The organism is Streptomyces rubradiris, from assembly GCF_016860525.1.
Lineage (GTDB): Bacteria > Actinomycetota > Actinomycetes > Streptomycetales > Streptomycetaceae > Streptomyces > Streptomyces rubradiris.
Genome location: NZ_BNEA01000015.1, coordinates 5,225,982 through 5,251,738, shown reverse-complemented (window position 1 = coordinate 5,251,738; position 25,757 = coordinate 5,225,982). Strand labels below are relative to the sequence as shown.

20 protein-coding genes and 1 pseudogene are annotated in these 25,757 nt (G+C 71.6%); 6 read left to right on the top strand and 15 right to left on the bottom strand.

All coding sequences use genetic code 11. From position 1 onward, the window contains the following. Positions 1-12: 12 nt before the first annotated feature. Both Srubr_RS36605 and Srubr_RS36600 read right to left on the bottom strand, forming a co-directional pair. Positions 13-240, bottom strand: a complete 228-nt coding sequence (locus Srubr_RS36605) for a chaplin (protein WP_189995558.1) — start codon at positions 238-240, stop codon at positions 13-15. A 188-nt stretch (positions 241-428) separates the two neighbouring features. Further along, positions 429-821: a rodlin gene (locus Srubr_RS36600; protein WP_189995560.1), complete on the bottom strand. Its 393-nt coding sequence runs from the start codon at positions 819-821 to the stop codon at positions 429-431. Between the two features lie 246 nt (positions 822-1,067). Between Srubr_RS36600 and Srubr_RS36595 the strand changes: the two genes are divergently transcribed. Next, positions 1,068-1,466 (top strand): rodlin, encoded by a 399-nt coding sequence (locus Srubr_RS36595; protein WP_189995562.1) that lies wholly within the window; start codon positions 1,068-1,070, stop codon positions 1,464-1,466. Between the two features lie 84 nt (positions 1,467-1,550). On the opposite strand, the gene Srubr_RS36590 is transcribed toward Srubr_RS36595, so the two are convergent. The 8 genes from Srubr_RS36590 to iolC all read right to left on the bottom strand — a co-directional run bounded on the left by Srubr_RS36590 (position 1,551) and on the right by iolC (position 13,340). Next, positions 1,551-2,405 carry an ABC transporter permease gene (locus tag Srubr_RS36590; protein ID WP_189995564.1) on the bottom strand — a complete coding sequence of 285 codons (855 nt, stop codon included), beginning with the start codon at positions 2,403-2,405 and terminating at the stop codon, positions 1,551-1,553. Beyond that, entirely contained in the window at positions 2,402-5,053 is a 2,652-nt protein-coding gene (locus Srubr_RS36585; RefSeq protein ID WP_189995566.1) for an alpha/beta fold hydrolase, read from the bottom strand. The genes Srubr_RS36590 and Srubr_RS36585 overlap by 4 nt, the downstream gene beginning before the upstream one ends. 139 nt (positions 5,054-5,192) lie before the next feature. Beyond that, complete coding sequence (locus tag Srubr_RS36580; RefSeq protein WP_229926690.1) at positions 5,193-6,668, bottom strand: APC family permease; 1,476 nt, start codon at positions 6,666-6,668, stop codon at positions 5,193-5,195. Between the two features lie 423 nt (positions 6,669-7,091). After that, positions 7,092-8,594, bottom strand: coding sequence for a CoA-acylating methylmalonate-semialdehyde dehydrogenase (gene mmsA, locus Srubr_RS36575; RefSeq protein ID WP_189995574.1), 1,503 nt, complete (start codon positions 8,592-8,594; stop codon positions 7,092-7,094). A gap of 16 nt (positions 8,595-8,610) precedes the next feature. After that, a complete protein-coding gene (iolD, locus tag Srubr_RS36570) occupies positions 8,611-10,491 on the bottom strand; it encodes a 3D-(3,5/4)-trihydroxycyclohexane-1,2-dione acylhydrolase (decyclizing) (RefSeq protein ID WP_189995577.1) in 1,881 nt (626 codons plus the stop codon). Beyond that, a complete protein-coding gene (gene iolB, locus Srubr_RS36565) occupies positions 10,488-11,306 on the bottom strand; it encodes a 5-deoxy-glucuronate isomerase (RefSeq protein ID WP_189995579.1) in 819 nt (272 codons plus the stop codon). Before iolB ends, iolD begins: the two co-directional genes overlap by 4 nt. A 7-nt stretch (positions 11,307-11,313) precedes the next feature. Continuing rightward, positions 11,314-12,183, bottom strand: a complete 870-nt coding sequence (locus Srubr_RS36560; RefSeq protein WP_189996008.1) for a Cgl0159 family (beta/alpha)8-fold protein — start codon at positions 12,181-12,183, stop codon at positions 11,314-11,316. A 206-nt stretch (positions 12,184-12,389) separates the two neighbouring features. Next, the gene (gene iolC, locus Srubr_RS36555) at positions 12,390-13,340 is read right to left on the bottom strand and encodes a 5-dehydro-2-deoxygluconokinase (RefSeq protein WP_189995581.1); all 951 of its coding nucleotides are present in this window, start codon (positions 13,338-13,340) and stop codon (positions 12,390-12,392) included. A 327-nt stretch (positions 13,341-13,667) separates the two neighbouring features. On the opposite strand from iolC, the gene Srubr_RS36550 reads away from it, so the two are divergent. Continuing rightward, complete coding sequence (locus Srubr_RS36550; protein ID WP_189995583.1) at positions 13,668-13,868, top strand: helix-turn-helix transcriptional regulator; 201 nt, start codon at positions 13,668-13,670, stop codon at positions 13,866-13,868. Between the two features lie 19 nt (positions 13,869-13,887). Here Srubr_RS36550 and Srubr_RS36545 read toward each other — a convergent pair whose 3' ends face one another. Next, positions 13,888-14,931, bottom strand: a complete 1,044-nt coding sequence (locus tag Srubr_RS36545) for a zinc-dependent alcohol dehydrogenase family protein (RefSeq protein WP_189995585.1) — start codon at positions 14,929-14,931, stop codon at positions 13,888-13,890. Positions 14,932-15,077: 146 nt separating this feature from the next. On the opposite strand from Srubr_RS36545, the gene Srubr_RS36540 reads away from it, so the two are divergent. Continuing rightward, the gene (locus tag Srubr_RS36540; RefSeq protein ID WP_030782225.1) at positions 15,078-15,296 is read left to right on the top strand and encodes a heavy-metal-associated domain-containing protein; all 219 of its coding nucleotides are present in this window, start codon (positions 15,078-15,080) and stop codon (positions 15,294-15,296) included. A gap of 85 nt (positions 15,297-15,381) precedes the next feature. Continuing rightward, positions 15,382-17,640 carry a heavy metal translocating P-type ATPase gene (locus Srubr_RS36535; protein WP_189995587.1) on the top strand — a complete coding sequence of 753 codons (2,259 nt, stop codon included), beginning with the start codon at positions 15,382-15,384 and terminating at the stop codon, positions 17,638-17,640. A 663-nt stretch (positions 17,641-18,303) separates the two neighbouring features. Here the strand turns inward: Srubr_RS36535 and Srubr_RS36530 are convergent. From Srubr_RS36530 to Srubr_RS36520, 3 genes are all read right to left on the bottom strand, one after another. Then, positions 18,304-19,593, bottom strand: coding sequence for a citrate synthase (locus Srubr_RS36530; RefSeq protein ID WP_189995590.1), 1,290 nt, complete (start codon positions 19,591-19,593; stop codon positions 18,304-18,306). 197 nt (positions 19,594-19,790) lie between these two features. Next, entirely contained in the window at positions 19,791-22,046 is a 2,256-nt protein-coding gene (gene recD2 / locus Srubr_RS36525; protein WP_189995591.1) for an SF1B family DNA helicase RecD2, read from the bottom strand. A 55-nt stretch (positions 22,047-22,101) separates the two neighbouring features. Continuing rightward, positions 22,102-22,341 (bottom strand): hypothetical protein, encoded by a 240-nt coding sequence (locus tag Srubr_RS36520; protein ID WP_189995592.1) that lies wholly within the window; start codon positions 22,339-22,341, stop codon positions 22,102-22,104. A gap of 303 nt (positions 22,342-22,644) precedes the next feature. Between Srubr_RS36520 and Srubr_RS36515 the strand changes: the two genes are divergently transcribed. Then, the gene (locus tag Srubr_RS36515; RefSeq protein WP_189995594.1) at positions 22,645-23,433 is read left to right on the top strand and encodes a GAF domain-containing protein; all 789 of its coding nucleotides are present in this window, start codon (positions 22,645-22,647) and stop codon (positions 23,431-23,433) included. Between the two features lie 102 nt (positions 23,434-23,535). Further along, a pseudogene (locus Srubr_RS36510) lies at positions 23,536-24,407 on the top strand (hypothetical protein). A gap of 422 nt (positions 24,408-24,829) precedes the next feature. Here Srubr_RS36510 and Srubr_RS36505 read toward each other — a convergent pair. Next, on the bottom strand, positions 24,830-25,564 hold the full coding sequence (locus Srubr_RS36505) for a DUF2637 domain-containing protein (RefSeq protein ID WP_229926691.1): 735 nt from the start codon (positions 25,562-25,564) through the stop codon (positions 24,830-24,832). Positions 25,565-25,757 lie beyond the last annotated feature (193 nt).

Genomic DNA, 25,757 nt, shown 5'->3' with positions numbered 1-25,757 from the left:
CGCGGGCGAACGTCAGTCGTTGACGCAGGTGTTGCCGAACGCCGGGTTCAGCAGCGCGATGATGTCGATGGTGTTGCCGCAGAGGTTGATCGGCACGTGTACCGGGACCTGGATGACGTTGCCGGAGATGACGCCCGGGCTGCCCACGGCGGCGCCGGAAGCCCCGGCGTCCGCGAAAGCGGGCCCGGCCATACCCAGGGCCAGCACTGCGCCCGTGACGGCGACGACGGTCTTCTTCATGGATGTTCCCTTCTCTGGGGTCAGGACGAGGAATTGACGCAATAGGAGGCAGCGGAACACGGAGAGCGCGATAATCACTCGATCGCACCGCTTCCTCGTGCGTTCTTTCCTCAGGTGAGATAGGCGGAAAAAAGGCCCGGGCGGCCCGCAGACGACGCCGCGGACGACCCGGGCCCTGCCAATCCGGCTCAGCCTTCGCCGTTGGCCGAGAGGACCGCCAGGTCCTCCAGGATGTGCGAGAGCGCACCGTCGCGCTTGATGTTCGACGACTGGTCGCTGCACTGCTGGTCCAGGTCGTCCGACAGGATCGGGACATCGTTGATCGGAACGATGTTGATGATCGGGACGTGGACGTCGTCCACGGCGAGGCACGGCTTGTTCAGCGTGCCCTGGACGAGCGACAGCTGCGGGCTCAGATCGCCCTCGGTGGCCGAGTTACCCCAGTCCGCACGGGCGCCGTTGCCATTAGCGACGGTCGGGCCGTCGTCGTTGCCGATGGCAAGCGCCTGCGGCGCGGCCGCCACCGCCATTCCCACGACCGAAGCGGCGGTCGCGGCGGCAACCATTGCCTTCTTGAGCACTTCGCGTTCCTTTCCTCGTAGCGACGCATGCCCTACGGCCTCATCAACCCGGCGCGACGGGAATGGTTCCGCCTATTCACTCGGTTGGCTCCCCGCCGTTCGGGAGGTGACGGCAGCCGCCAATCGGAAAAACGCACCAGCAGTCCGGGGTATCGGCCGTCGGGGTGAAGAGCAGAAACCATGCGGGGCCCGGAGAGTTGTCCAATGCGCTCCGGTGGACGGGGTTTCCTCAGAAAGGACTGGCCAGTGATCAAGAAGATTGTTGCCACCGCGGCCGTCGCCGCTTCGGCCGTGGGCGCCTCGGCCGCCGTGGCGCCGCAGGCGCTGGCGATCGGCAACGACAGCGGCCCGGCCGCCGCCAACGGCAACGGGGCCTGGCAGACCTACGGCAACTCGGCCACGTACGGGAACATGAGCCCGCAGATCGCCCTGATCCAGGGCTCTTTCAACAAGCCGTGCATCGGCCTGAGCGATGTCCATGTCCCGGTTCTCAACATCGTGCCGATCAACGACCTGCCGATCCTCTCGGACGACATGACGCAGCAGTGCACCGAGAACTCCTCGAACGTCAAGCGCGACGGCGCGCTGGCGCACCTGCTGGAGGATGTGTCGATCCTGTCCGAGAACGTCGAGTCCGGGGACTGATCCCGCGGTACGGCACGGAGCGGGCCACCGGGTGTTCCCGGTGGCCCGCTCCGGCGTGTCGGGGCGTGCGCCAGGAGGCGTGCGCTAGGAGACGACGTCCTTGCGGGAGAAGTTCCGGAAGGCCAGGGCGAACAGCACCAGGGCGTACGTCACGGAGAGCGCGGCGCCCTGGATCATGCCGGACCACTCGGGGGTCGGCTGGACGGCGTCCGCCCAGGCGAACTGCCAGTGCGCGGGCAGGAAGTCGCGCCAGTGGCCGAGGGCGGTGACGGCGTCCAGGACGTTGCCCACGATGGTCAGGCCGACCGCGCCGCCGACCGCGCCCAGCGGGGCGTCCGTCATCGTGGACAGCCAGAACGCCAGCCCGGCGGTGACCAGTTGGGACACGAAGAGGTACGCCACGGCCACCAGGAGCCGCTGGGCCGCCGTACCGGTGTCCAGCGCGCCGCCGGTGGGGATCCGGAGCGGGCCCCAGCCGTAGGCGGCCGTGCCGGCGGCGAGCGCCACGAGCGGCAGCAGCACCATCGCGGCGAGGGACAGCCCGAGCGCCACGACGAGCTTGGACCACAGCAGCCGGGCGCGGGGCACGGGCGCGGCGAGCAGATAACGCAGCGAGGACCAGCTCGCCTCGGAGGCGACCGTGTCCCCGCAGAACAGGGCGACCGGGATGACCAGCAGGAAGCCGGCCGACACGAAGAGGCTGACGGCGGCGAAGTTGGCGCCGGAGGCGGTGGCCGTGTCCATCAGCGTGACCTGGTTGTTCCGGCCGCCCGGGTCGCCGCCGACCGCGAAGGCGATCAGCAGCACGAACGGCAGCACGGCCAGGAGCGCGCCCATGACCAGGGTGCGGCGCCGCCCCAACTGGCGGACCAGCTCGACCCGCAGCGGCAGGGTGCGCCCCGCCTGATAGCCGGAGGCGACCTCGGTGAGGGTGCTCATGCGGAACCTCCGATCAGGGTGAGGAAGGCGTCTTCCAGGCGGCGGTGCGGGCCGATGGAGGCGACCGGCAGCTCCAGCCGCACCAGTTCGGCGACCAGCCGTTCGGCGGTACCGCCGGGGGCGAGCCGGACCAGCAGCCCGTCGTCGGTGCGCGCGGCGGAGGCGACGCCGGGCAGCGCGGCCACCTTCTCCACCAGCGGCTCCTCCACGGGCCGGGCGGTGCCGACCAGCAGGGTGTCGCCGGAGCCGACGATGTCCCGGACCTCGCCGGCCCGCACCAGCCGGCCGCGGTCCATCACGACCAGGTGGGTGCAGGTCTGCTCGACCTCGGCGAGCAGATGGCTGGAGACGATCACGGTGCGGCCGTCGGCCGCGTAGCGGATCATCACCTCGCGCATCTCGCGGATCTGGGGCGGGTCCAGGCCGTTGGTGGGCTCGTCCAGGATGAGCAGGTCGGGCAGGCCGAGCATGGCCTGGGCGATGGCCAGGCGCTGGCGCATGCCCTGGGAGTAGGTGCGCACCGCGCGGGCCAGGGCGTCGCCGAGCCCGGCGATCTCCAGGGCCTCGTCGAGGTGGGCGTCCTCGGGCGGGCGGCCGGTGGCCCGCCAGTACAGCTCCAGGTTCTCCCGGCCGGACAGGTGGGGCAGGAAACCGGCGCCCTCCACGAAGGCGCCGACCCGGGAGAGTACCGACGCGCCGGGCCGGATGACGTGGCCGAAGACGCGGATCTCGCCGTCATCGGGGCGGATGAGGCCCATGAGCATGCGCAGGGTCGTGGTCTTGCCCGCGCCGTTGGGCCCGAGCAGCCCGAGGACCTGGCCCTTGTCCACCCGGAAGGACAGGTCCCGGACGGCGTACCTGTCGGTGGACTTGGCGTAGCGCTTGCTCAGGCCCTCGATGACGAGGGGGACCTCGGCCAGGTCCGGGTCGGGGGCGGGGGCGGCCGTGCGGCGGCGGGCGGTGAGCAGCAGGGCGAGGGCGGCCGCGGCGCCGGCCGCGGGCAGCCACCACACCCAGGCGGGCAGGGGCGCGGCGGCGGTGGTGACCTCGGGCGCCGTCGGCACGCTGAGGTCCGACTTCAGGGCGACGGTGTAGGTGGCCGGGGCGGCGGGTGAGGCGTAGGCGAGGTCGGTGGAGGCGAGGACCAGGCGGAGCCGGTGGCCCTTGCGCACCTCGTGGTCGATCGCCGGGAGGGTGACGGTGACGTCCTTGCCCGCCTTCGCGCCGGTCACCCGGAACGGGGTGACGAGCTGGGCGGGGAGCACGGGGCCGCCGCCGTCGGGGCCGACGTCGTACACCTTGCCGAACAGGACGGCGTCGTCGCGGCTGGAGGTGATGCGCACGGTGGCCGTCGGGGTGCCGGTGATGCGCAGGTCGCGGGTGAGCGGTGCCGAGTCGAACCGCGCGTACTGGCCGGGGAAGTCCATGGAGAGGCCGACGCCGAGCGCGGACAGCCGGGCGAGGCCGCCGGAGGCGCCGAGGCCGGGCAGTGCGGAGACGCCGGGCGGGGTGGCGCCGGCCGGGTTGGTGACGCGCTGGGCGGGGCCGGTGAGGGCGATGGCGCGCGGGTGGTCGCGCAGGCCGGGGTAGCCGTCGGCGCTCGCGCCGCGCAGCCGGGCCGTGCCGTCGGTGGAGTCGACGCCTCCGGTGCGGGTGATCCGGAAGGGCGGGCCGGTGTCGGTGGCCTTGTCGCCCTTCAGGTACCGGTCGAACCAGGCACGCGTGCGTGCCTCGGTCCGGGCGGTCTCCATGTCGCCGCCGTCGTGTCCGCCGGCGATCCAGTCGACGGCGACGGGGGCGCCGTTCGCGCGGATGGTCCGGGCTGCGGCGTCGGCCTGGTCGAGGGGGAACAGGGAGTCCCTCTGTCCCTGTACCAGCAGGGTGGGCACCTTGACGCGGTCGCCGACGGCGGACGGCGAGCGCCGTGTCAGCAGCGCGCGGGCGGCCGGGTCGGGGGTGCCGGAGGCGGCGACCCGCTCGTACATCCGGCACAGTTCGGGCTGGAACCTGGCGCAGCCGCCGCCGGTGTTGACGAACACGCCGGCCCACAGCTTCTTGAACACGCCGTGCGGGAGCAGGGCGTCGGCGAGGTTCCAGTAGGTGATGGCCGGGGCGATGGCGTCGATCCGGCGGTCGTGTCCGGCGGCGAGCAGGGCGACCGCGCCGCCGTAGGAGCCGCCGGCCACGCCCACGCGCGGGTCGCCGGCCCGGTCGAGCCGTACCTCGGGCCGCTCGGCCAGCCAGTCGAGGAGCCGGGAGACGTCGGCGACCTCGGCCTCGGGGTCGTTCAGCCCGATCTTCCCGGTGGAGCGGCCGAAGCCGCGCGCGGACCAGGTCAGCACCGCGTACCCGGAGCGGGCCAGGTCCTCGGCCTGCCGGCGCATGTCGTCCTTGCTGCCGCCGAAGCCGTGCGCGAGCAGCACGGCGGGGTGGCGGCCGGCGCCGGCCGGGGTGACGTAGGAGGTGTCCAGGCGCGCCCCGTCGACCGCGAGGACTCGGTCGCTGCGGCGCACGGCCCGGGGGTCGTCGGAGGCGACGGCCGCCGTCCACGTCCCGGCACCGGCGAGCACCAGGGCGGCGGCCACGGCGGCTAGGAGCCGACGCGCCCGCCGCCGGGGCGTCCGGGGCGCGCGAGGTCGAAGATCCATGGGTCAACGGTACGGGGCCGCACCGACAAGCGCTGCTGCCGCCGGGGGGAGGGGTGAGCCCTCCCTGGGGCGTACGGAGGGGGTCCCGTGTACCGCGCCCGTGGTACGCGGGCGCGGCGGGCGGTGGCGGGCCGGGCGCTCAGGCCCGCGTCTCTCCCGTGACCGGGGCCGGCTCCGCGGGGCCGGCCTGGGCCGGGATGGTCACCGCCGGGTCCGCCGGGTCCGTGATCCGCGTGTCCTCGGGGAGGGACACCAGCCAGCGGGTGTCGCGGCGGGGCCGCAGGTACAGGGCCCAGTACAGGGTGGCGACGGCGGTGATGCCGCCGGTCCACAGCAGGTAGCTCGCCTCCTGCTGGGTCAGGATGTAGGCCAGGACGGCGATGAGCAGGACCGGCACCGCGGGCCACAGCGGCATCCGCCAGGCGGGCGTGTGCTTGTGGGAGCCGCGGCGGGCGAGCAGCGCGGCGACCGCGACCAGCAGGTACATGCCGGTGACCGAGACGCCGGTGACGCCGTAGAGGGTGTCGAGGTTGACGAAGCAGAGCACCGCGCCGGGGACGCCGACCGCGAGGGTGGCCACCCACGGGGAGCCGAACCGGCCGAGCCGGGAGAAGACCGTGTTGACCGGGCCGGGCCAGGCCTTGTCGCGGGCGGAGGCGAACAGCACGCGGGAGTTCTGGATGACCATGACGATGCCCGCGTTGATGATGGCGAGGGCCACGCAGAGGCTGACGAAGGTGCCGACCGCGGAGTTGGACCAGGCGGTGACCATGGAGCCGATGTCGCCGCCGGTCAGCTCGGAGAGGTCGGAGGCGCCGAGGGTGATGGCGGCGACCGGGACCAGGATGACCACGGTGGAGATGGCGAGGGTGGCGAGGACCGTGCGGGCGACGTTGCGGCGCGGGTTCTCCAGTTCCTCGGAGAGGTAGACGGCGGTGGAGAAGCCCTGGGTGATGAACAGGGCGATGGCGAGGCCGGAGACCACCAGCATGGCCGTCACGGTGTCCGTGTGGCCGTTCTCGCCGGCCACCCGCATCGAGACCAGGCTGCCCATCCCGCGCTGGCTGTGCGAGAAGCCGAGGACGGCGACGACTCCGGCGGCGATGACCTCCAGGACCAGGAAGACGCCGGTGATCCAGGCGTTGGCGCGCAGGTCGAGCAGGCCGGCGAGGGTGGCGAGCAGCATCACGCCGGCGCCGGTCATGGACGGGTCGAGGTGGACGATCGGGGCGAGGTAGTCCGCCGTGCCCATCGCGATCACCGGCGGCACGATCATGACGACCAGCAGGGAGAGCACGAAGACGAGCCAGCCCGCGAGCCGCCCGGCCATCGTGGACACCATGGCGTACTCGCCGCCCGCGCTCGGGATGAGCGTGCCCAGCTCCGAGTAGCAGAACGCCACGGCGATGCAGAGCAGGGAGCCGATGGCGATGGTCAGGGCGGTGGCGGTGCCGAGGGAGCCGAACAGGTCGGGAACCACGACGAAGAGCGTGGAGGCGGGCGTGACGCAGGACAGCGTCAGCAGGGTGCCGCCCACGACACCGATGGAGCGCTTCAGCCCGGGGGCGGGGGCTGTCCCGGCGTCGGCCACGGTCTTGTAGTGGGTGTCGGTCATGGGCGGTTCCGATCGACTGGTGCGAGTGAGGGTGGGCTCGGGAGCGCTATCGCCTCCGGCGGATCGTCGAATGTCAGGTCTCGTCCACTCCCGGCGCTGCATAGAACCCTGACGAAAACCCCCACGTCAATGGCCGTTTACCTGCGGAATCCGTAGTTCCGGTTTCCCGTGGGCGGCATCGCTTTCCCAGGCCGTTACGCCCTATAGGTGCATCCATCAAGCCCGGACCGGTTGTGACCTTGCTTTCAAAGGCGCTGTCGCGGCAACCCCTTCGTCACCCGTTTCGTCCGCACTGCACGGGAACCGCAGCGGACGTGGCAAAAAAATGTCGGGCGTCCGCTATCCGGACGGCCCGGCCGGAGGGTGCGCGGACACACCGGTGCCCCGCCCGCCGCCGCGCGGAGGACGGGGCACCGGCCCGGCTCAGTGGTTGCGCGGGAAGCCCAGGTCCACGCCCGCCGGGGCGTCGGCCGGGTCGGGCCAGCGCGTGGTGACGACCTTGCCGCGGGTGTAGAAGTGCGTGCCGTCGTTGCCGTAGATGTGGTGGTCGCCGAAGAGCGAGTCCTTCCAGCCGCCGAAGGAGTGGTAGCCCACCGGCACCGGGATCGGCACGTTCACGCCGACCATGCCCGCCTCGACCTCCAGCTGGAAGCGCCGGGCCGCGCCGCCGTCCCGGGTGAAGATCGCGGTGCCGTTGCCGAACGGCGAGGCGTTGATGAGCGCCAGGCCCTCCTCGTAGGTGTCGGCGCGCAGCACGCACAGCACCGGGCCGAAGATCTCGTCCTGGTACGCCTTGGCGGTGGTCGGCACCCGGTCCAGCAGCGAGATGCCGATCCAGTGGCCGTCCTCGAAGCCCTCCACCGTGTACCCGGTGCCGTCGAGCACGACCTCGCAGCCCTCGGCGGCGGCACCCGCGACGTAGGAGGCCACCTTGTCCCGGTGCGCCTTGGTGATCAGCGGGCCCATCTCGGACGCCGGGTCGTTGCCGGGGCCGATCTTGATCTTCTCGGCGCGCTCGCGGATCTTCTCCACCAGCGTGTCGCCGATGGAGCCGACCGCCACGACCGCCGAGATGGCCATGCAGCGCTCGCCGGCCGAGCCGTAGGCCGCGCTCACCGCAGCGTCGGCCGCCGCGTCCAGGTCGGCGTCCGGCAGCACCAGCATGTGGTTCTTGGCGCCGCCGAGGGCCTGCACCCGCTTGCCGTTCAAGGAGGCGGTGGCGTGGATGTGCCGGGCGATCGGGGTGGATCCGACGAAGGAGACGGCCTTCACGTCCGGGTGCTCCAGGAGGCGGTCGACGGCCACCTTGTCGCCGTGGACGACGTTGAAGACACCGTCGGGCAGACCGGCCTCGGACAGCAGCTCGGCGATCCGCACGGCCGCGGACGGGTCCTTCTCGCTGGGCTTGAGCACGAAGGTGTTGCCGCAGGCGATGGCGATCGGGAACATCCACATCGGGACCATCGCCGGGAAGTTGAACGGCGTGATGCCCGCGACGACGCCGAGCGGCTGGCGGATCGCGGCCACGTCGACCCGGCTGGCGACCTGCGTGGACAGCTCGCCCTTGAGCTGGACGTTGATCCCGCAGGCCAGGTCCACGATCTCCAGCCCGCGCGCGACCTCGCCGAGCGCGTCGGAGTGCACCTTGCCGTGCTCGGCGGTGATCAGGTCGGCGATCTCGTCGCGGTGGGCGTCCAGCAGCGCCCGGAACCGGAACAGGATGGAGGTGCGCTGGGCCAGCGAGGACTGCCCCCAGGAGGCGAAGGCGTCCTTGGCCGACGCGACCGCCGCGTCCACCTCCTCGGCCGACGCGAACGCGACCTTCGTCGTCACCGCGCCGGTCGCCGGGTCGGTGACCGGCCCGTACGCACCCGACGCGCCGTCGACGGTCTTCCCGCCGATCCAGTGGTTGACGATCTTCGTCATGTCCGGGGACTCCTTCTCACAGATGGCGGCGTCGGGTGGAGACGTGCCGTTCGTACAGCTCGCGGGCCTTGACCGCGGACGGGCGGGTCGCGGTCGCGGCCACGGGAACATCCCACCAGGCCTGGGCGGGCGGCGCGCCCGACACAGTGTCGGACGTTTCGGTCTCCACGTAGACACATGTGGGGACGTCGGCGGCGCGCGCCTCGCCGAGCGCCGCCCGCAGCTCCCCCGCGGTCCCCGCGCGCAGCACCCGCATGCCCAGGCTGGCCGCGTTCGCCGCGAGGTCCACGGGCAGCGGGGCGCCGGTGTGGGTGCCGTCCCCGGCCGGGTAGCGGTAGGCGGTGCCGAACCGCTCGGCGCCCACCGCCTCGGACAGCCCGCCGATGGAGGCGTAGCCGTGGTTCTGCAGCAGGACGAGCTTGATCGCCACGCCTTCCTGCACGGCCGTCACGATCTCCGTCGGCAGCATCAGGTACGTGCCGTCGCCGACCAGCGCCCACACGTTGCGCTCCGGCGCGGCGAGCTTCACCCCGAGCGCGGCCGGGATCTCGTAGCCCATGCAGGAGTAGCCGTACTCCAGGTGGTACTGGTCCGCCGACCGTGCCCGCCACAGTTTGTGCAGGTCGCCGGGGAGCGAGCCGGCCGCGTTGACGATGATGTCCGACTCGTCCACCAGCGCGTCCAGCGCCCCGAGGACCTGCGGCTGGGTGGGGCGGGCTGCTGGGTCGGGGGCGGCGAAGCAGGCGTCGACGGTCCGCTCCCAGCGGTTCTTGGCCCCGGTGTACTCGGCGACGTACTCCCCGGGCACCCGGTAGCCGTGCATCCCGAGCCGCTCGGTCAGCTCCTCCAGGCCGTTACGGGCGTCCGCGACCAGCGGGAGCCCGGCGAGCTTGTGGCCGTCGAAGGGGGCGATGTTGAGGTTGAGGAAGCGGACGGCGGGGTTCTCGAAGAGGGTGCCGGAGGCGGTGGTGAAGTCGGTGTAACGGGTGCCGACCCCGATCACCAGGTCCGCGGCGCGGGCCAGGTCGTCGGCGGTCGCGGTGCCGGTGTGCCCGATCCCGCCGACGTCCTGCGGGTGGTCGTACCGCAGCGATCCCTTGCCGGCCTGGGTGGAGGCGACCGGGATGCCGGTGGCACCGGCGAACTCGGCGAGGGCGGTCTCGGCGCGGCTGTGGTGCACCCCGCCGCCCGCGACGAGGAGGGGCCGCCGCGCGGTCCGGATAGCCTGCACGGCCTCCGCCAGCTCGGCCGCGTCCGCGCCCGGCCGCCGTACGGTCCACACCCGCTCGGCGAAGAACCGCTCCGGCCAGTCGTAGCCCTCCGCCTGCACGTCCTGGGGCAGGGCGAGGGTGACCGCGCCGGTGTCCACCGGGTCGGTGAGCACCCGCATCGCCTGGAGGGCCGCCGGGATCAGGGCCTCCGGGCGGGTGATCCGGTCGAAGTACCTCGACACCGGGCGCAGGGTGTCGTTGACCGACACGTCGCCCGCGTACGGCACCTCCAGCTGTTGCAGGACCGGGTCGGCGGGGCGGGCGGCGAAGACGTCGCCGGGCAGCAGCAGCACCGGCAGGTGGTTGATGGTGGCGAGGGCGGCGCCGGTGACGAGGTTGGTCGCGCCGGGCCCGATGGAGGTGGTCACCGCGTGGGCGGACAGCCGGCCCGACTGGCGGGCGTAGCCGACGGCCGCGTGCACCATCGCCTGCTCGTTGCGGCCCTGGTGGTACGGCATGAGGTCCGCGTACTCGACCAGCGCCTGGCCGATCCCGGCGACGTTGCCGTGCCCGAAGATGCCCCACATGGCGCCGATCAGCCGCCGCCGGGTCCCGTCCCGCTCGGTGTACTGGGCGGCCAGGAAGCGGACCAGCGCCTGGGCGACGGTCAGCCGGATCGTCGTCATCGGTACCCCCCGGTGGTGTGGTCGGGATGGAAGCGGATGAGCCACTCGCGGCTGTCCCCCGGGCCCGCCATGACGTTCAGGTAGTACATGTCGTGCCCGGGCTGGGCGATGGACGGGCCGTGCCAGCCGTCGGGGACGAGGACGGCGTCGCCGGAGCGGACCTCGGCGAGCACGTCCGCACCGCCCTCGCGGGAGGGGAACACCCGTTGGTAGCCCAGGCCGTTCGGGCCGTCGATCTCGAAGTAGTAGATCTCCTCCAGCTCCGACTCCTCGCCCGGCCGGTGCTCGTCGTGCTTGTGCGGCGGGTACGAGGACCAGTTGCCGCCGGGGGTGATCACCTCCACGGCGATCAGCCGGTCGCACGCGAAGGCGTCGGCGGCGGCGAAGTTGCGCACCCGGCGGGCGCAGGTGCCGCTGCCGCGCTCCTCGACGGGGACCTCCGGCGCGGGGCCGTAGCGGGCGGGGAGTCGTCGCTCGCACTTCGCTCCTGCCAGGGCGAAGCGGCCTCCCGCGCCGGAGGCGATCTGGACCCGGGCGTCCCGGGGGGCGTACGCGAAGTCGGTGACGTCCGCGAACACGCTGTCCCGGCCCAGGAGTTGGAACTCGTCCTGCTCCGTTTGTACGGTACATCCGCCTTCCAGCGGAAGCACGATCCATTCGCTGTCGCCAGTGGTGAAGGCATGGCTGGCGCCGGGCGCCAGCTCCACGACCCGCAGGCTGCTGTGCGTCCAGCCGGCCGTCTCGGGGCCGATGTCGACGGCGTACCGGGCGTTCGCGGTCGCGCCCCTGGGCCGATGCAGCTCGGTGCCTCTCATGCGCCCCTCACAGCAGTCCTACGGCGGTGTCCACGGCGGCGGCCACGTCGCCGTCCGCCGGGTACAGCAGCGAGCGGCCCGCCACCAGGCCGCGCACGGTGGGCAGGCGCAGCGCGGCCCGCCACCTGTCGTAGGCGGCGGCCCGGTCCGCCGGGGAGTCGCCGATGTCCCCGCCGAGCAGGACGGCGGGCAGCGTGGAGGTCCGCATCACCCGGGCCATGTCGTCGGGGTCCTCGGTGACCGGCACCTTCAGCCAGGTGTAGGCGGAGGAGCCGCCGAGGCCGGAGGCGATGGCGATGGCCCGGGTGACCGCCTCGGCGGAGAGGTCGTTCAGCAGCTCGCCGCCGGGGCCGCGGCGGCTGATGAACGGCTCCACGAACACCGGCAGCCGGCGGGCCGCCATGGCGTCGATGACGCGGGCGGCGGTCTCCAGGGTGGCCAGGGAGCCCGGGTCGGCGTAGTCGACGCGCAGCAGCAGCTTGCCCGCGTCGAAGCCGAGCCGCTCGATGTCCTCGGGGCGGTAACCGGTGAACCGGTCGTCCAGCTCGAAGCTGGCCCCGTGCAGCCCGCCGCGGTTCATGGAGCCCAGGACGACCTTGTGCTCCAGGGCGCCGAGCAGCAGCAGGTCGTCCAGGATGTCGGCGGTGGCCAGCACCCCGTCGACACCGGGCCGGGACAGCGCGAGGCACAGGCGGCTCAGCAGGTCGGCCCGGTCGGCCATGGCGAGCCGCCGGTCGCCGACGTCGAGGGAGCCGCGGGCCGGGTGGTCGGCGGCGACGATCACCAGCCGCCCGCCGTCGTCCAGCAGGGGACGGCGGGCCCGGCGCGCGGCGGCCTCGGCGATGGCCTCGGGGTGCCGGGTGCGGACGCGGACCAGCTCGGCGACGTCGACCTGCGGGCGCGCGGGGCCCGCGGCGCCTTCCGGGGGCGCGGCCCCGCCGGGGACGGCCACACCGGGAGCGGCCTCGGGGCGAGCGGCCTCGGGGCGAGCGGCCGGGCCGGGAGCGGTCCCGCCGGGCGTCGTGGCCGGTGGCCCCGCACCGGCGCCGCCCTCGGTGTGGGTGCCGGTGACCCGGCCGGCCCTCACCGCACCGCTCCGGAGTCGAGCGCGGCGGCCACCTCGGCGGGGGTCGGCATCGCGGAGGAGCACTCCAGGCGGGAGGCGACGATGGCACCGGCCGCGTTGGCGTGCCGCATCACCGTCTCCAGGTCGTGCCCGGCCAGCAGGCCGTGGCAGAGCGAGCCGCCGAAGGCGTCACCGGCGCCGAGCCCGTTCAGGACGGTGACGGGCAGCGGCGGGACCTCGGCGCTCTCGCCCGCCCGGCTGACGGCGAGGACGCCCTTGGGTCCCTGTTTGACGACGGCCAGCTCGGCCCCGGCGTCCAGCAGGGCGCGGGCGGCGGCGTGCGGCTCACGCGTGCCGGTGGCGATCTCCACCTCGTCCAGGTTGCCGACGGCGACGGTGGCGTGGCGCAGGGCCTCGGCGTAGAACGGGCGGGCGGTCTCGGGGTCCGCCCAGAACACGGGGCGCCAGTCCAGGTCGAAGACGGTGATGCCGGTTCTGGCCCGGTGGGCGAGCGCCCCCAGGGTCGCGGTACGGCTCGGCTCCTCGCTCAGTCCGGTGCCGGTGACCCAGAAGACCCGGGCCGCCGCGATGGCGTCCAGGTCCAGTTCGTGAGGGTGGATCTCCAGGTCGGGGGCCTTGGGCCGGCGGTAGAAGTACAGCGGGAAGTCGTCCGGCGGGAAGATCTCGCAGAAGGTGACGGGGGTGGGCAGGCCGGGGACGGGGGTGACCCAGCGGTCGTCGACGCCGAAGCCGCGCAGGGCGTCGTGGAGGTAGGCGCCGAACGGGTCGTCTCCGGTGCGGGTGATCACGGCGGTGCGGCGGCCGAGCCGGGCCGCGGCGACCGCGACGTTGGCCGCGGAGCCGCCGAGGAACTTGCCGAAGGACGTGACCTGGGCGAGCGGGACGCCGGTCTGGAGCGGGTAGAGGTCCACCCCGATCCGCCCCATGGTGATCAGGTCGTAGGCCATCGGTTTCCCTTCGTCATGGCTCTCCCGGCTTTCTAGTCCGCGTACGGAACCGTGTCAACGTTTTGTCCGGACATACGGACCTCCCTGCTCCGGTGAGCGGGGCCGCCCGCCTCCCCATGGATGCCCTTTGTGGCGGGTTCGTCACAAACACCTCCTTCCTGTCACAGATGTCACGCCTGTATAGGTTCTCGGTCACAGCCCGTCGACAGCCGCCCCCGGTCGTGACTCAAGGTCGCCGTCGCACACAGGCTGGGTGACCGACTCAGCGCCCGGTCCCCCCGGGCGGCCGTACCGGTCGCCGCCGCGGCGCACAGGGAGGTGCGGCTCATGACCGACCGGAGACTGTGGTCCTACAAGGAGATCGCGGCGCACATCCGGGTGCGGCCGGACACCGTGCGGGCCTACCGCAAACACGGGCATCTCCCCCCGCCCGACCACGTCGAGGGCGGCAGGCCCTACTGGTACGCCGACACCGTCCGCGCCTGGGTCGCAGCGCGCCCCGGCAACCGCCGGCGCGGAGCGGGCTGACCCGCCCGGACGCGGCGCGTCAGCTCCAGGGCTCGATGACCGTGACGCCCGCCTCCGGGGCCGTACCCATCGCCGCGAGCGCCGCCGGGGCCGCGTCGAGCGGGATGGTGCGGGTCACCAGGAGGTCGGGGCGCAGCGTGCCGGCGCGGACCAGGCGGAGCATGCCGGGGTAGGCGTGGGCAGCCATGCCGTGGCTGCCGAGCAGTTCGAGCTCCAGGGCGATCGCGCGGGCCAGCGGGACCGGGGTGGTGCCGTCGGCCGAGGGCAGCAGGCCGACCTGGACGTGCCGGCCGCGGGGGCGCAGTCCGTTCACGGAGGCGGCGCAGGTGGCGGGCGAGCCGAGGGCGTCGAGCGAGAGGTGGGCGCCGCCGCCGGTCAGCTCTCGGACGGCGGCGCCCGGGTCGGGCACGCCGGTCGCGTCCAGGCACTCGGCGGCGCCGAAGCCGCGGGCCAGTTCCAGGGCCCGGGGCGAGATGTCGACCGCCACCACCCGGGCGCCCGCGGCCGCCGCGATCATCACCGCCGACAGGCCGACCCCGCCGCAGCCGTGCACCGCGACCCACTCCCCGGCCGCCACCCGGCCCTGCTGGACCACGGCCCGGAAGGCGGTGGCGAAGCGGCAGCCGAGGGCGGCGGCGGTGGCGTACGCCAGGTCGTCCGGGAGCGCGACGAGGTTGACGTCGGCGTGGTCGAGGGCGACGTACTCGGCGAAGGAGCCCCAGTGGCTGAAGCCGGGCTGGGTCTGCCGTTCGCACACCTGCTGGTCGCCCGCCGCGCACGGCCCGCAGCTGCCGCAGGCGCAGACGAAGGGCACGGTGACCCGGTCGCCGGGCCGCCACCGGGTCACCCGGGCGCCCACCGCCTCGACCACTCCGGCGAGTTCGTGCCCCGGCACGTGCGGCAGCGTGATGTCCGGGTCGTGCCCCGCCCAGCCGTGCCAGTCGCTGCGACACAGGCCGGTGGCCGCCACCCGGACCACCACGCCGTGCGCCGCCGGCTCCGGGTCGGGGACCTCCCGGACCCCGGCCGGCTTTCCGTACTCCTCGAAGACCACGGCTCGCACATCCGCTCCTTTCGGGAACCCGAAGGAAGGCTAGACGCTCCGGGGAGTCGCTTGGCTTGATACCCCCTAGGGGTATACAGTACGGATATCGGGGTTCCTCCGGGCACCCCACAGGTCCCACACGCGCCTCGACGAGGAGTAACGACATGACCACCGTCACCACCGTCTACAAGGTCACCGGCATGAGCTGTGGCCACTGCGAGGGCTCCGTCTCCGAGGAGATCTCCCGCATCCCGGGCGTCAGCTCGGTGAAGGCCGTCGCGTCGAGCGGCGAGGTGACCGTCGTGTCCGCGGCCCCGCTCGACGAGGAGGCCGTGCGCGCCGCCGTCGACGAGGCCGGCTACGAGCTGGCCGGCCAGGCCTGAGCACCACCCCCCGATCCCCGACCGGGCCGTGCCGACCAGCTGATACTGGATCCGTACGGCCCGGTCCGATGTCTGGAGTCCGGACATGACCAGCACCACCGCCAAGCCGCCGGCCACGGCGCCCGGCACCGAACAGGTCGAGCTGCTCATCGGCGGCATGACCTGCGCCTCCTGTGCCGCCCGGGTGGAGAAGAAGCTCAACCGGATGGACGGCGTGAGCGCCACCGTCAACTTCGCCACCGAGAAGGCCAGAGTCACCTTCGCCGACGGCGTCGAGGTCGCCGACCTGATCGCCACCGTCGAGAAGACCGGCTACACCGCCGAGGAACCCCGGCCGCCGGAGCCCGAACCCGAGACCGGGAGCGCGCCGGAGAGCCCCGGACGGGACGCCGAACTCGGCGAGCTCGGGCACCGCCTGCTCGTCTCCGCGCTGCTCGCCGCGCCCGTGGTCCTGCTCGCGATGATCCCCGCGCTCCAGTTCGCCAACTGGCAGTGGCTCTCGCTCACCCTGGCCGCGCCGGTCGTCGTCTGGGGCGGCGCGCCCTTCCACCGGGCCGCCTGGACCAACCTCCGGCACGGCGCCGCCACCATGGACACCCTCGTCTCGGTCGGCACGCTGGCCGCGTTCGGCTGGTCGCTGTGGGCGCTGTTCTTCGGCGACGCGGGCACGCACGGCATGCACGACGAGTTCCGGCTCACCGTCTCCCGCATGGACGGCGCCTCCACCATCTATCTGGAGGTCGCCTCCGGGGTCATCGCGCTGATCCTGCTCGGCCGCTACCTGGAGGCCCGCTCCAAGCGCCGCGCCGGTGCCGCCCTGAAGGCCCTGATGGAACTGGGCGCCAAGGACGTGGCGGTGCTGCGGGACGGGCGCGAGGTGCGGGTGCCGGTGTCCGAACTGGCCGTGGGCGACCGGTTCGTCGTACGCCCCGGCGAGAAGATCGCCACCGACGGCACGGTGGTCGAGGGCGTCTCCGCGGTGGACGCGTCCATGCTGACCGGCGAGTCGGTGCCGGTGGACGTCGGCCCCGGCGACCGGGTCACCGGCGCCACGGTCAACGCGGGCGGCCGGCTGGTCGTCGAGGCCACGCGGGTCGGCGCGGACACCCAGCTCGCCCGGATGGCCCGGCTGGTGGAGGACGCGCAGAACGGCAAGGCCGAGGTGCAGCGGCTCGCCGACCGGATCTCCGCCGTCTTCGTCCCGGTGGTCATCCTGATCGCGCTCGGCACCTTCGGCGTCTGGCTGGGGGTCACCGGGGACACGGTCGCCGCGTTCACGGCCGCCGTCGCCGTCCTGATCATCGCCTGCCCCTGCGCGCTGGGCCTGGCCACGCCGACCGCGCTGATGGTGGGCACCGGGCGCGGCGCCCAGCTGGGCATCCTGATCAAGGGCCCCGAGGTGCTGGAGTCCACGCGCCGGGTGGACACGGTCGTCCTGGACAAGACCGGCACGGTCACCACCGGCCGGATGACCCTCCAGGACGTGTACGTCGCCGAGGGCGAGGACGAGAAGGAGCTGCTGCGCCTCGCGGGCGCCCTGGAGCACGCCTCCGAGCACCCGGTGGCCCGCGCCATCGCCGCCGGCGCCGAAGAACGGGCCGGGGCCCTTCCGCCGGTCGAGCACTTCGAGAACGTGCCCGGGCGGGGCGTGCGCGGGCGCGTGGACGGCCGTGAGGTGGCTGTGGGGCGGCTCTACGACGAGCTGCCGCCGGAGCTGGCGCGCGCGGCCCGGGAAGCCGAGCGACAGGGCCGTACGGCCGTCGTGGCCGGCTGGGACGGGCGGGCCCGCGGGGTCATCGCCGTCGCCGACGCGGTCAAGGAGACCAGCGCCGAGGCCATCCGCGAGCTGCGCGGACTGGGCCTGACGCCGGTGCTGCTCACCGGGGACAACCGCACGGTCGCCGAGGCGGTCGCCAGGACCGTCGGCATCGACGCCGGGCACGTGTACGCCGAGGTGCTGCCCGAGGACAAGGTGGACGTCGTACGGCGGCTCCAGGGCGAGGGCCGGGCCGTGGCCATGGTCGGCGACGGCGTGAACGACGCCGCCGCGCTGGCCACCGCCGACCTGGGCCTGGCCATGGGCACCGGTACGGACGCGGCGATCGAGGCCGGCGATCTGACGCTGGTGCGCGGGGACCTGCGGGTGGCCGCGGACGCCATCAGGCTGTCCCGCCGGACGCTGGCCACCATCAAGGGCAATCTGGTGTGGGCCTTCGGCTACAACGTCGCCGCGCTGCCGCTGGCCGCCGCCGGTCTGCTCAACCCGATGATCGCCGGGGCCGCGATGGCCTTCTCCTCGGTCTTCGTCGTCACCAACAGCCTGCGGCTACGCGCCTTCCGGTGAACGGAAGCCGAATTTCGGAATCGATCTTCCGTTCCCCCTGGAGTCCTGCGCGGGCCTCACATAAGCTCTTCACAAGCCTCGCGCATCTTCCTTACGCACGGGCCTCGATCGGCATATCGGGGCTCTTGCGTACGTAAAGGACATATGCAAGAGACGCACATCACAGTGATGCGAACGTAACCATCGAAGGGGTTCGAAGGTCTAAGTTGGCGATTGTCAGGCCGACGTCTTGGGGGGCGTCGACTGGCGTCTGGGGATGTCTTGGGGGACTTTCCCAGAAGGGGGTACCTCCCGGCTCGCACGACGTTGAGAGCTTGGGGGAGCGTTGCCGGGACACGTACACCGGGAAGCTTTGAGCGGCCCTCCCAGCGTGCGCTGTCCCGGCAGACCGCACCGCATCACTGGAGTACGGCGAGTTCGCTCGCGCGTGCTCAGACAGCGATTCAGGCGCTGTCCTCTCCGAGCGCCCGGCCGGATCCCGTGGGGGGAATCCGCACCGGGACATGGGAAGGCGCCCTGGTCGTCGGCCCGTGGGGGGACCGGCGGCTCGGGGCGCCTTCCGCCTTTGTGAAGCTTCTTCGCCTCCCGATCACCCGTGAGTGACCGTTTCCGAGAACCGAACCGGGGCCCGCCCCCTTCGGACAGGCCCCGTGCTCAGGACGCTCAGCGCTCCTCGACCGGGACGAAGTCCCGCTCGACCACGCCGGTGTAGATCTGGCGCGGGCGGCCGATGCGGGAGCCCGGCTCCTTGATCATCTCGGTCCACTGGGCGATCCAGCCCGGCAGCCGGCCGAGGGCGAACAGGACCGTGAACATCTCGGTCGGGAAGCCCATGGCCCGGTAGATCAGACCGGTGTAGAAGTCGACGTTCGGGTAGAGCTTGCGCTCGGTGAAGTAGTCGTCGGAGAGGGCGTGCTCCTCCAGCTTCAGGGCGATGTCGAGGAGCTCGTCCTCCTTGCCCAGCGCGGAGAGGACGTCGTGCGCGGCGGCCTTGATGATCTTGGCGCGCGGGTCGAAGTTCTTGTAGACCCGGTGGCCGAAGCCCATCAGGCGGACGCCGTCCTCCTTGTTCTTCACCTTGCGGATGAAGGTGTCGACGCCGGAGCCGGAGTCGCGGATGCCCTCCAGCATCTCCAGCACCGACTGGTTGGCGCCGCCGTGCAGGGGGCCCCACAGCGCGTTGATGCCGGCCGAGATCGACGCGAACATGTTGGCCTGCGAGGAGCCGACCAGGCGGACCGTGGAGGTCGAACAGTTCTGCTCGTGGTCGGCGTGCAGGATCAGCAGCTTGTCCAGCGCCGAGACCACGACCGGGTCCAGCTCGTACTCCTGCGCCGGGACCGAGAAGGTCATGCGCAGGAAGTTCTCGACGTAGCCGAGGTCGTTGCGCGGGTAGACGAACGGGTGGCCGATCGACTTCTTGTACGCGTACGCGGCGATGGTCGGGAGCTTGGCGAGCAGCCGGATCGTGGAGAGGTCGCGCTGCTTCTCGTCGAACGGGTTGTGGCTGTCCTGGTAGAAGGTGGACAGCGCCGAGACGACCGAGGACAGCATCGCCATCGGGTGGGCGTCACGCGGGAAGCCCTTGTAGAAGTTCTTGACGTCCTCGTGCAGCAGCGTGTGCCGCGTGATGTCGTTCTTGAACGCCGTCAGCTGGTCGACGGTGGGGAGCTCGCCGTTGATGAGCAGGTACGCCACCTCGAGGAAGGTGGAGCGCTCGGCCAGCTGCTCGATGGGGTAGCCGCGGTAGCGGAGGATGCCCGCCTCGCCGTCGAGGTAGGTGATCGCGGATTTATAGGCGGCCGTGTTGCCGTACCCGCTGTCCAGGGTCACCAGACCGGTCTGGGCGCGGAGCTTCCCGATGTCGAAGCCCTTGTCGCCGACGGTGCTGTCGACCACCGGGTAGGTGTACTCGCCGTCGCCGTACCGCAGTACTACAGAGTTGTCGCTCACGTCTTCCCTCACCGACGTAGTGCCTCATCTTCGAGGTGCCCTGACTGTCTCTACCATCCCCCATTTGGCTCAGGAGAGTGCACTCGGGGTCGACCATTGGGCCTATTGACGGCACTCAGTGCCGCCAGCCTGCCCATACTGCCCCCTTCGCGGGGGTTCCGGAAGTGCTCTGTGACCTTCACGACTCGTTTGATCGATCATTTCGTGCCGAGCCTGAAGTCCAGGGCCGTACAGCGCCGTCCGGCCGACACCGTGCGCACCGCCTGACCGATCGCCTTGCGTGATCCGACGAGCACGACGAGCCGCCGGGCCCGGGTGACCGCCGTGTACAGCAGGTTGCGCTGGAGCATCATCCATGCCCCCGTCGTGACGGGAATCACCACGGCGGGATACTCGCTGCCCTGCGAACGGTGGATGGTCACCGCGTAGGCATGGGCCAGTTCGTCCAGTTCGTCGAATTCGTACGGGACCTCCTCGTCCTCGTCCGTCAGCACCGTCAGGCGCTGTTCGACCGGGTCGAGCGAGGTGACGACGCCCACGGTGCCGTTGAAGACACCGTTCTTCCCTTTCTCGTAATTGTTGCGAATCTGGGTGACCTTGTCGCCGACGCGGAAGACCCGGCCGCCGAACCGCTTCTCCGGCAGATCGGGGCGGCCGGGCGTGATGGCCTGCTGGAGCAGCCCGTTGAGCGTGCCGGCGCCGGCCGGGCCGCGGTGCATGGGCGCGAGCACCTGCACGTCCCGGCGCGGGTCCAGCCCGAACTTGGCGGGAATTCGCCGTGCGGCGACGTCCACGGTGAGCCGGCCGGCGGCCTCGGTGTCGTCCTCCACGAACAGGAAGAAGTCCTTCATCCCGTCGGTGAGGGGGTGCTGCCCGGCGTTGATGCGGTGCGCGTTGGTGACCACACCGGACTGCTGGGCCTGGCGGAAGACCCGGGTGAGCCGGACCGCGGGGACGGGACTGCCGTCGGCGAGCAGGTCCCGCAGCACCTCCCCGGCGCCGACGCTGGGCAACTGGTCCACGTCCCCGACGAACAGCAGGTGGGCGCCCGGGGGCACGGCCTTGACCAGCTTGTTGGCGAGCAGCAGGTCCAGCATGGACGCCTCGTCCACCACCACCAGGTCGGCGTCCAGCGGGCGGTCACGGTCATAGGCCGCGTCGCCGCCGGGCTTCAGCTCCAGCAGGCGGTGCACGGTGGAGGCCTCGGCGCCGGTCAGCTCCGCCAGCCGCTTGGCCGCGCGGCCGGTCGGGGCGGCCAGCAGCACCTTGGCGTGCCGGGCCCGGGCCAGCTCCACGATCGAGCGGACGGTGAACGACTTGCCGCAGCCCGGCCCGCCGGTGAGGACGGCGACCTTCTCCGTGAGCGCCAGCCTGACTGCCGCCTCCTGCTCGGGCGCGAGGTCGGCGCCGGTACGGGACTTCAGCCAGCCGAGCGCCTTGGCCCAGTCGACGTCCCGGAAGCCCGGCATCCGGTCCTCGTCGGTGCGCAGCAGCCGCAACAGCTGACCGGACAGGGAGAGTTCGGCGCGGTGGAAGGGCACCAGGTAGACCGCGCTGACCGGCTCCTCGTCGCCGTCGGGGCCGGGCACCCGCTCCCGTACGACGCCGGGGTCGGCGCCGTCCTCGGGGGGCTCGGCCAGCTCGGCCAGGCACTCGATGACCAGCCCGGTGTCGACCTGGAGCAGCTTGACGGCGTCGGCGATCAGCCGCTCCTCCGGCAGGAAGCAGTGTCCCTGGTCGGCGGACTGCGACAGCGCGTACTGCAGGCCGGCCTTCACGCGTGCGGGGCTGTCGTGCGGGATGCCGACCGACTGGGCGATCTTGTCGGCGGTGAGGAAGCCGATGCCCCAGACGTCGGCGGCGAGCCGGTACGGCTGCTCCTTGACGACGGCGATGGAGTCGTCCCCGTACTTCTTGTAGATCCGCACGGCGATGGAGGTGGACACCTCGACGGTCTGGAGGAAGAGCATGACCTCCTTGATCGCCTTCTGCTCCTCCCAGGCTTCGGCGATCCGCTTCGTGCGCTTCGGGCCGAGGCCGGGCACCTCGATCAGGCGCTTCGGCTCCTCCTCGATGATCCGCAGGGTGTCGAGGCCGAAGTGCTGGGTGATGCGGTCGGCGAAGACCGGGCCGATGCCCTTGACCAGCCCGGACCCCAGATAGCGGCGGATGCCCTGGACGGTGGCGGGCAGGACGGTCGTGTAGTTCTCGACGTGGAACTGTTTGCCGTACTGGGGGTGCGAGCCCCAGCGGCCCTCCATGCGCAGGGACTCCCCCACCTGGGCACCGAGCAGCGCGCCGACCACCGTGAGGAGGTCGCCGGCGCCTCTGCCCGTGTCGACCCGGGCGACGGTGTAGCCGTTCTCCTCATTGGCGTATGTGATGCGCTCCAGCACGCCTTCGAGGACGGCGAGACGCCGTTCACCGCTGGAGTTCCCCGCCTGTCGGTCCATGATCCGACCGTACCGGTGGGGTCTGACAGCCTGCCCGGGCGGCTGGGCCCGTGCTTCAGCCGGCCTTCTTCCCGGTCCTGTCGCCGGGTGACAGGAGCGTCTTCAGACGCATGAGGAGCGAGGCGCGTGGCTCACGGGATACGCTGAGGCTCGCTCGTACGCTCTCGAAGTCCATGGAGCGCAGCGCCGTGGCCTTCCGCTTCATGTACTCGGCCGGGTCTCTCTCGAACTCGCGTACCGCCGGGTCGGTGTCTAAGACGACCCCGCTCCACACCTCACTGTGCGCAGTGCTCATGCTCGCGCTCCCCCCCGGGTTCGACTCGGAGGACGGGTGGCTCCCGCCGTTCTGGGTCGGCATACGCCCTCCAAGCATCGACGGTACAGTCTCGGCTGATGGCTTGTCAGCGTCAATCCGACGGTATGGCTTACGGATTGACAATCGGACCGGTTCAAGAGGCTGACATCGTCCCTGAACGAACCGTCCGCCTCCCGGTCACGGCCTGGACACCTTCCGTCACCGTATCGATACCCAGAGACACACCCATCGAAACGACAGAACCACCCACTTGGCCTAACTCTGCGTGTAGGCTCCGTCGCTATGTCCTTGAGTGGATTACGGGTCGGCTGGGGTACGGCGACGATGGGGACGCTGAGCGTCGTCACCTACGTGGGGCCGATCGTCCTCGGTCTTGGCCTGGAACTGCCGATATGGCTCGCCATGACCATCATGGGTGTCGGCGTGATCGCCACGGTGGCCACGGTCATCGTGTCCCGGCGGGAGGCGGTCGCCGCCCGGCGTGACCTCGTCACCGCCGAACAGGCCGCGAAGGTCGCCGCGGAGCGCGCCCGCGGCGCCATGGAAGACGTGCTCACGGTGCTGGTCCACCACATCGGGGAGATCGTCAGCGCGAACAGCAAGAGCACGCGCAGTCAGCTCCAGCAGCAGATGAAGCAGGCCATCGTCTCCCTGACCGCCCAGCTCATCGGACCGGACAACGCGCGGGCGTGCGTCCTGGAGGTCGACCCGGCGTCCCAGGGGACCGGCATCCGGGAGATGAAGTGCCTGAACGGCCTGTGGATGGGGCGGGCGGAGGCGCCGCGGACGGTGTTCCGCGAGGACCAGGCGCGCGGGGCGTCCCTGCTCAAGCTGATGGACGACCGCAAGAGCACGTTCGTGGAGAACGTCGACGCGCTCGATCCCGCGCTGCGTCCCGAGACGGACTCGTACAAGACCTACATCACCGCCACCATCACGGCCGCCGGCAAGGACGCGTTCGGCGTCCTGTGCGTGGATGCTCCTAGCCCCGGAAACCTCCGCAAGGAGGACATCCGGCTGGTGGAGGTCCTGGCCCGGCTTCTGGGCGCGGCGCTGGCGGTACGCCGCTGAGTCCCTGAACAGCTCTCCCCTGGACACGAGTTCAGCACCTCGTACGGGTGCGCGACTCTCGGCGGCCTGGCTCATTGAGCAGGTCGTACGAAAGGAGAGCTGATGGTCGGCTCGTCGCATGAGGCGCTGCACCGGATCTTCCAGAAGGACCCGGAACTGCTGACGCGGGCGTTGCAGCGGGTGCTGGGCGTGCCGTTTCCCCGACCCAGGGAGATCGCGGCGCTGAACGTGGACCTGACGGAGATCGAGCCGGTCGAGCGCCGGGGGGACACGTTGCTGCGGGCGGAGACGGACGAGGGCACGTACCTGCTGGTCGTGGAGTCGCAGGGGAAGGCGGACGAGCGGAAGCGGGGGAGCTGGCCGTACTACCTGTCGTACCTGTACGAGAAGTACCGCTGTGAGCCGGTGCTGATCGTGATCACGCAGAGCGGTTCCACGGCGAAGTGGGCCTCGCGTCCGATCCGGCTGGGTTTTCCGGGCTGGCACTCGCTGACGGTGCGGCCGTTGGTGCTGGGGCCGGACAACGTGCCGGTGATCGCGGACGAGAAGCAGGCGGAGGCGGATCCCACTCTCGCGGTGCTGTCCGCGATGACACACGGGCGTGGGCCGGGGCGATGGCCATACTGGAGTCCCTGGCATCCGCCCTGCGGACCATCGACTCCGACAGCGCCGCGGTCTTCGCGCAGTTCGTCGACTCATGCCTGGCCGACCCCCAGGCGAAGCAGATGTGGAGGGACCTGATGACGGCTGTCCAGTACTTCTGGCGACACCCGCTGGCCGAACAGGTGCGTGAGGAAGGGCGTATTCAGAAGCAGCAGGAGATGACCCTCCGCGTCCTGGAGTGGCGCGGCATCCCGGTGCCCGACGCCGTCCGTGAGCGGGTTATGGCCTGCGCGGATGAGGATCAGTTGGACGTCTGGGCCCAGCGAGCCGTTCACGCCACGGACGCGGCGGAGCTATTCGCCGACGAGTGAACACGTGGCCGTTGGGCCGCTCGCTTTCGGGCAGTGTCGGGCTTCCGCGAGGTGAGTCAAGGGCGCTACGCGTCGCCTTCGGCGATGGCCCTCCGGGCCACCCTTGACACACCTCGCTCCAGCCCGGGGTGGAAGCGAGCGAGCGGCCCGGAGAGGCGGTGGGCCGGGCCGGCGCCGGGCCCGTGTGTGGGCTGTGTGGCGCTGTCGGCTGGGGGCGCGGTCGCGGCTCGGCGGCACGCCGGGTGCACCAAGCGGCTTCCGGACCGGTGGTGGGGGGCGTGGTCGCGTCACGTGCGTGTGATGGGCGGCTTGCGGTAGTCGTCTCTTCCTCTCGCCCGGGTAGGGCGGAACCGCGCCACCCCTACTTTTGGAATGGCTGGTCCAGAAGGTGAGCGTCCGGCGCATGGCGCAACGGTTCTGCGCTACCTGCCGTGGCGGGGTTTCTCCTGGCTCTGGGGCAGCGTCAGGGTGATCTGGCGGATCAGTTGCTGGAAGCAGGCCAGGGACGCGAACGCGGGGAGCGCTGCCCCGGCGACGCCAGTGACCGTTCGGTCGGCCTGGGCCACGCACAGGATCATCGCGACCGAGGAAAACAGCACGACGATGCACCACGAGTGCACGGCCCGGCGCTGGTGCAGGGCATTCCGGAGGATGGAGAGGGAAGCCGCCATCCACGGGCCGTACACGAGAAGGGGCCACCAAGCGATCATTCCGCCGTTCACGCCCGAGGTGGCATTTCGCAGCGGACCGTAGGCCGCCATTCCGCCGAATACGCTGACCATCGCCACCAGGACGGACACGAATGCGGCGATCACAAAGCTGCCGGCCCGCATCCACTTGATGTGATTTCTTTGGACACGCCTCTTCCGGTGCGTCGCCCCGGCAGGAGAGTGTCGGCCGGAGAGGAATTGACCGGTGTTCCGCGCCCGTTTCCGCATCGGGTCGGCGTAGTCGACGCCGGGTGCGGGCTCGGTGCGAGGGGGCGGGACCGTGGCCGGCTGCTCGGCCCGAGCGGTGCCCTCCAACAGACTGGCGAGTTCTTCCGCCGGGTCCCAGTGGGCGTCCGGCGGTAGCAGCACTTCGGCCGCCGGGTACGTGACCGCGTCCGCGTACCATTCGGGATGCGTAAAAGGTGAGCCAGTATATTTTTGGTTCATAAGGATCCTCCCCCGTCAGACGCTGTCCAAGTGGCAGTCGGTGTCGATACCTCCGGCTCCGCCAGGCGGGTGCAATGTTGGACTGGATGTCAGCAAACTGCCCGCCGATCGGCTATCCTTCCCGGTGTCCCGGTGAAGCAGGCCGTGGGGCCTCGTCGTCGTCATATTCGGGCTAACGCCACCCCCTCTCCTC

Bases quoted from the DNA above. Each gene is read 5' to 3' on its own strand.
- iolB (WP_189995579.1), bottom strand. From the start codon at position 11,306: ATGAGAGGCACCGAGCTGCATCGGCCCAGGGGCGCGACCGCGAACGCC.
- Srubr_RS36515 (WP_189995594.1), top strand. From the start codon at position 22,645: ATGTCCTTGAGTGGATTACGGGTCGGCTGGGGTACGGCGACGATGGGG.
- Srubr_RS36520 (WP_189995592.1), bottom strand. From the start codon at position 22,341: ATGAGCACTGCGCACAGTGAGGTGTGGAGCGGGGTCGTCTTAGACACC.
- Srubr_RS36550 (WP_189995583.1), top strand. From the start codon at position 13,668: ATGACCGACCGGAGACTGTGGTCCTACAAGGAGATCGCGGCGCACATC.
- iolD (WP_189995577.1), bottom strand. From the start codon at position 10,491: ATGACGACGATCCGGCTGACCGTCGCCCAGGCGCTGGTCCGCTTCCTG.
- Srubr_RS36585 (WP_189995566.1), bottom strand. From the start codon at position 5,053: ATGGATCTTCGACCTCGCGCGCCCCGGACGCCCCGGCGGCGGGCGCGT.
- Srubr_RS36535 (WP_189995587.1), top strand. From the start codon at position 15,382: ATGACCAGCACCACCGCCAAGCCGCCGGCCACGGCGCCCGGCACCGAA.
- mmsA (WP_189995574.1), bottom strand. From the start codon at position 8,594: ATGACGAAGATCGTCAACCACTGGATCGGCGGGAAGACCGTCGACGGC.
- Srubr_RS36505 (WP_229926691.1), bottom strand. From the start codon at position 25,564: ATGAACCAAAAATATACTGGCTCACCTTTTACGCATCCCGAATGGTAC.
- recD2 (WP_189995591.1), bottom strand. From the start codon at position 22,046: ATGGACCGACAGGCGGGGAACTCCAGCGGTGAACGGCGTCTCGCCGTC.
- Srubr_RS36605 (WP_189995558.1), bottom strand. From the start codon at position 240: ATGAAGAAGACCGTCGTCGCCGTCACGGGCGCAGTGCTGGCCCTGGGT.
- Srubr_RS36540 (WP_030782225.1), top strand. From the start codon at position 15,078: ATGACCACCGTCACCACCGTCTACAAGGTCACCGGCATGAGCTGTGGC.
- Srubr_RS36590 (WP_189995564.1), bottom strand. From the start codon at position 2,405: ATGAGCACCCTCACCGAGGTCGCCTCCGGCTATCAGGCGGGGCGCACC.
- iolC (WP_189995581.1), bottom strand. From the start codon at position 13,340: ATGGCCTACGACCTGATCACCATGGGGCGGATCGGGGTGGACCTCTAC.
- Srubr_RS36580 (WP_229926690.1), bottom strand. From the start codon at position 6,668: ATGACCGACACCCACTACAAGACCGTGGCCGACGCCGGGACAGCCCCC.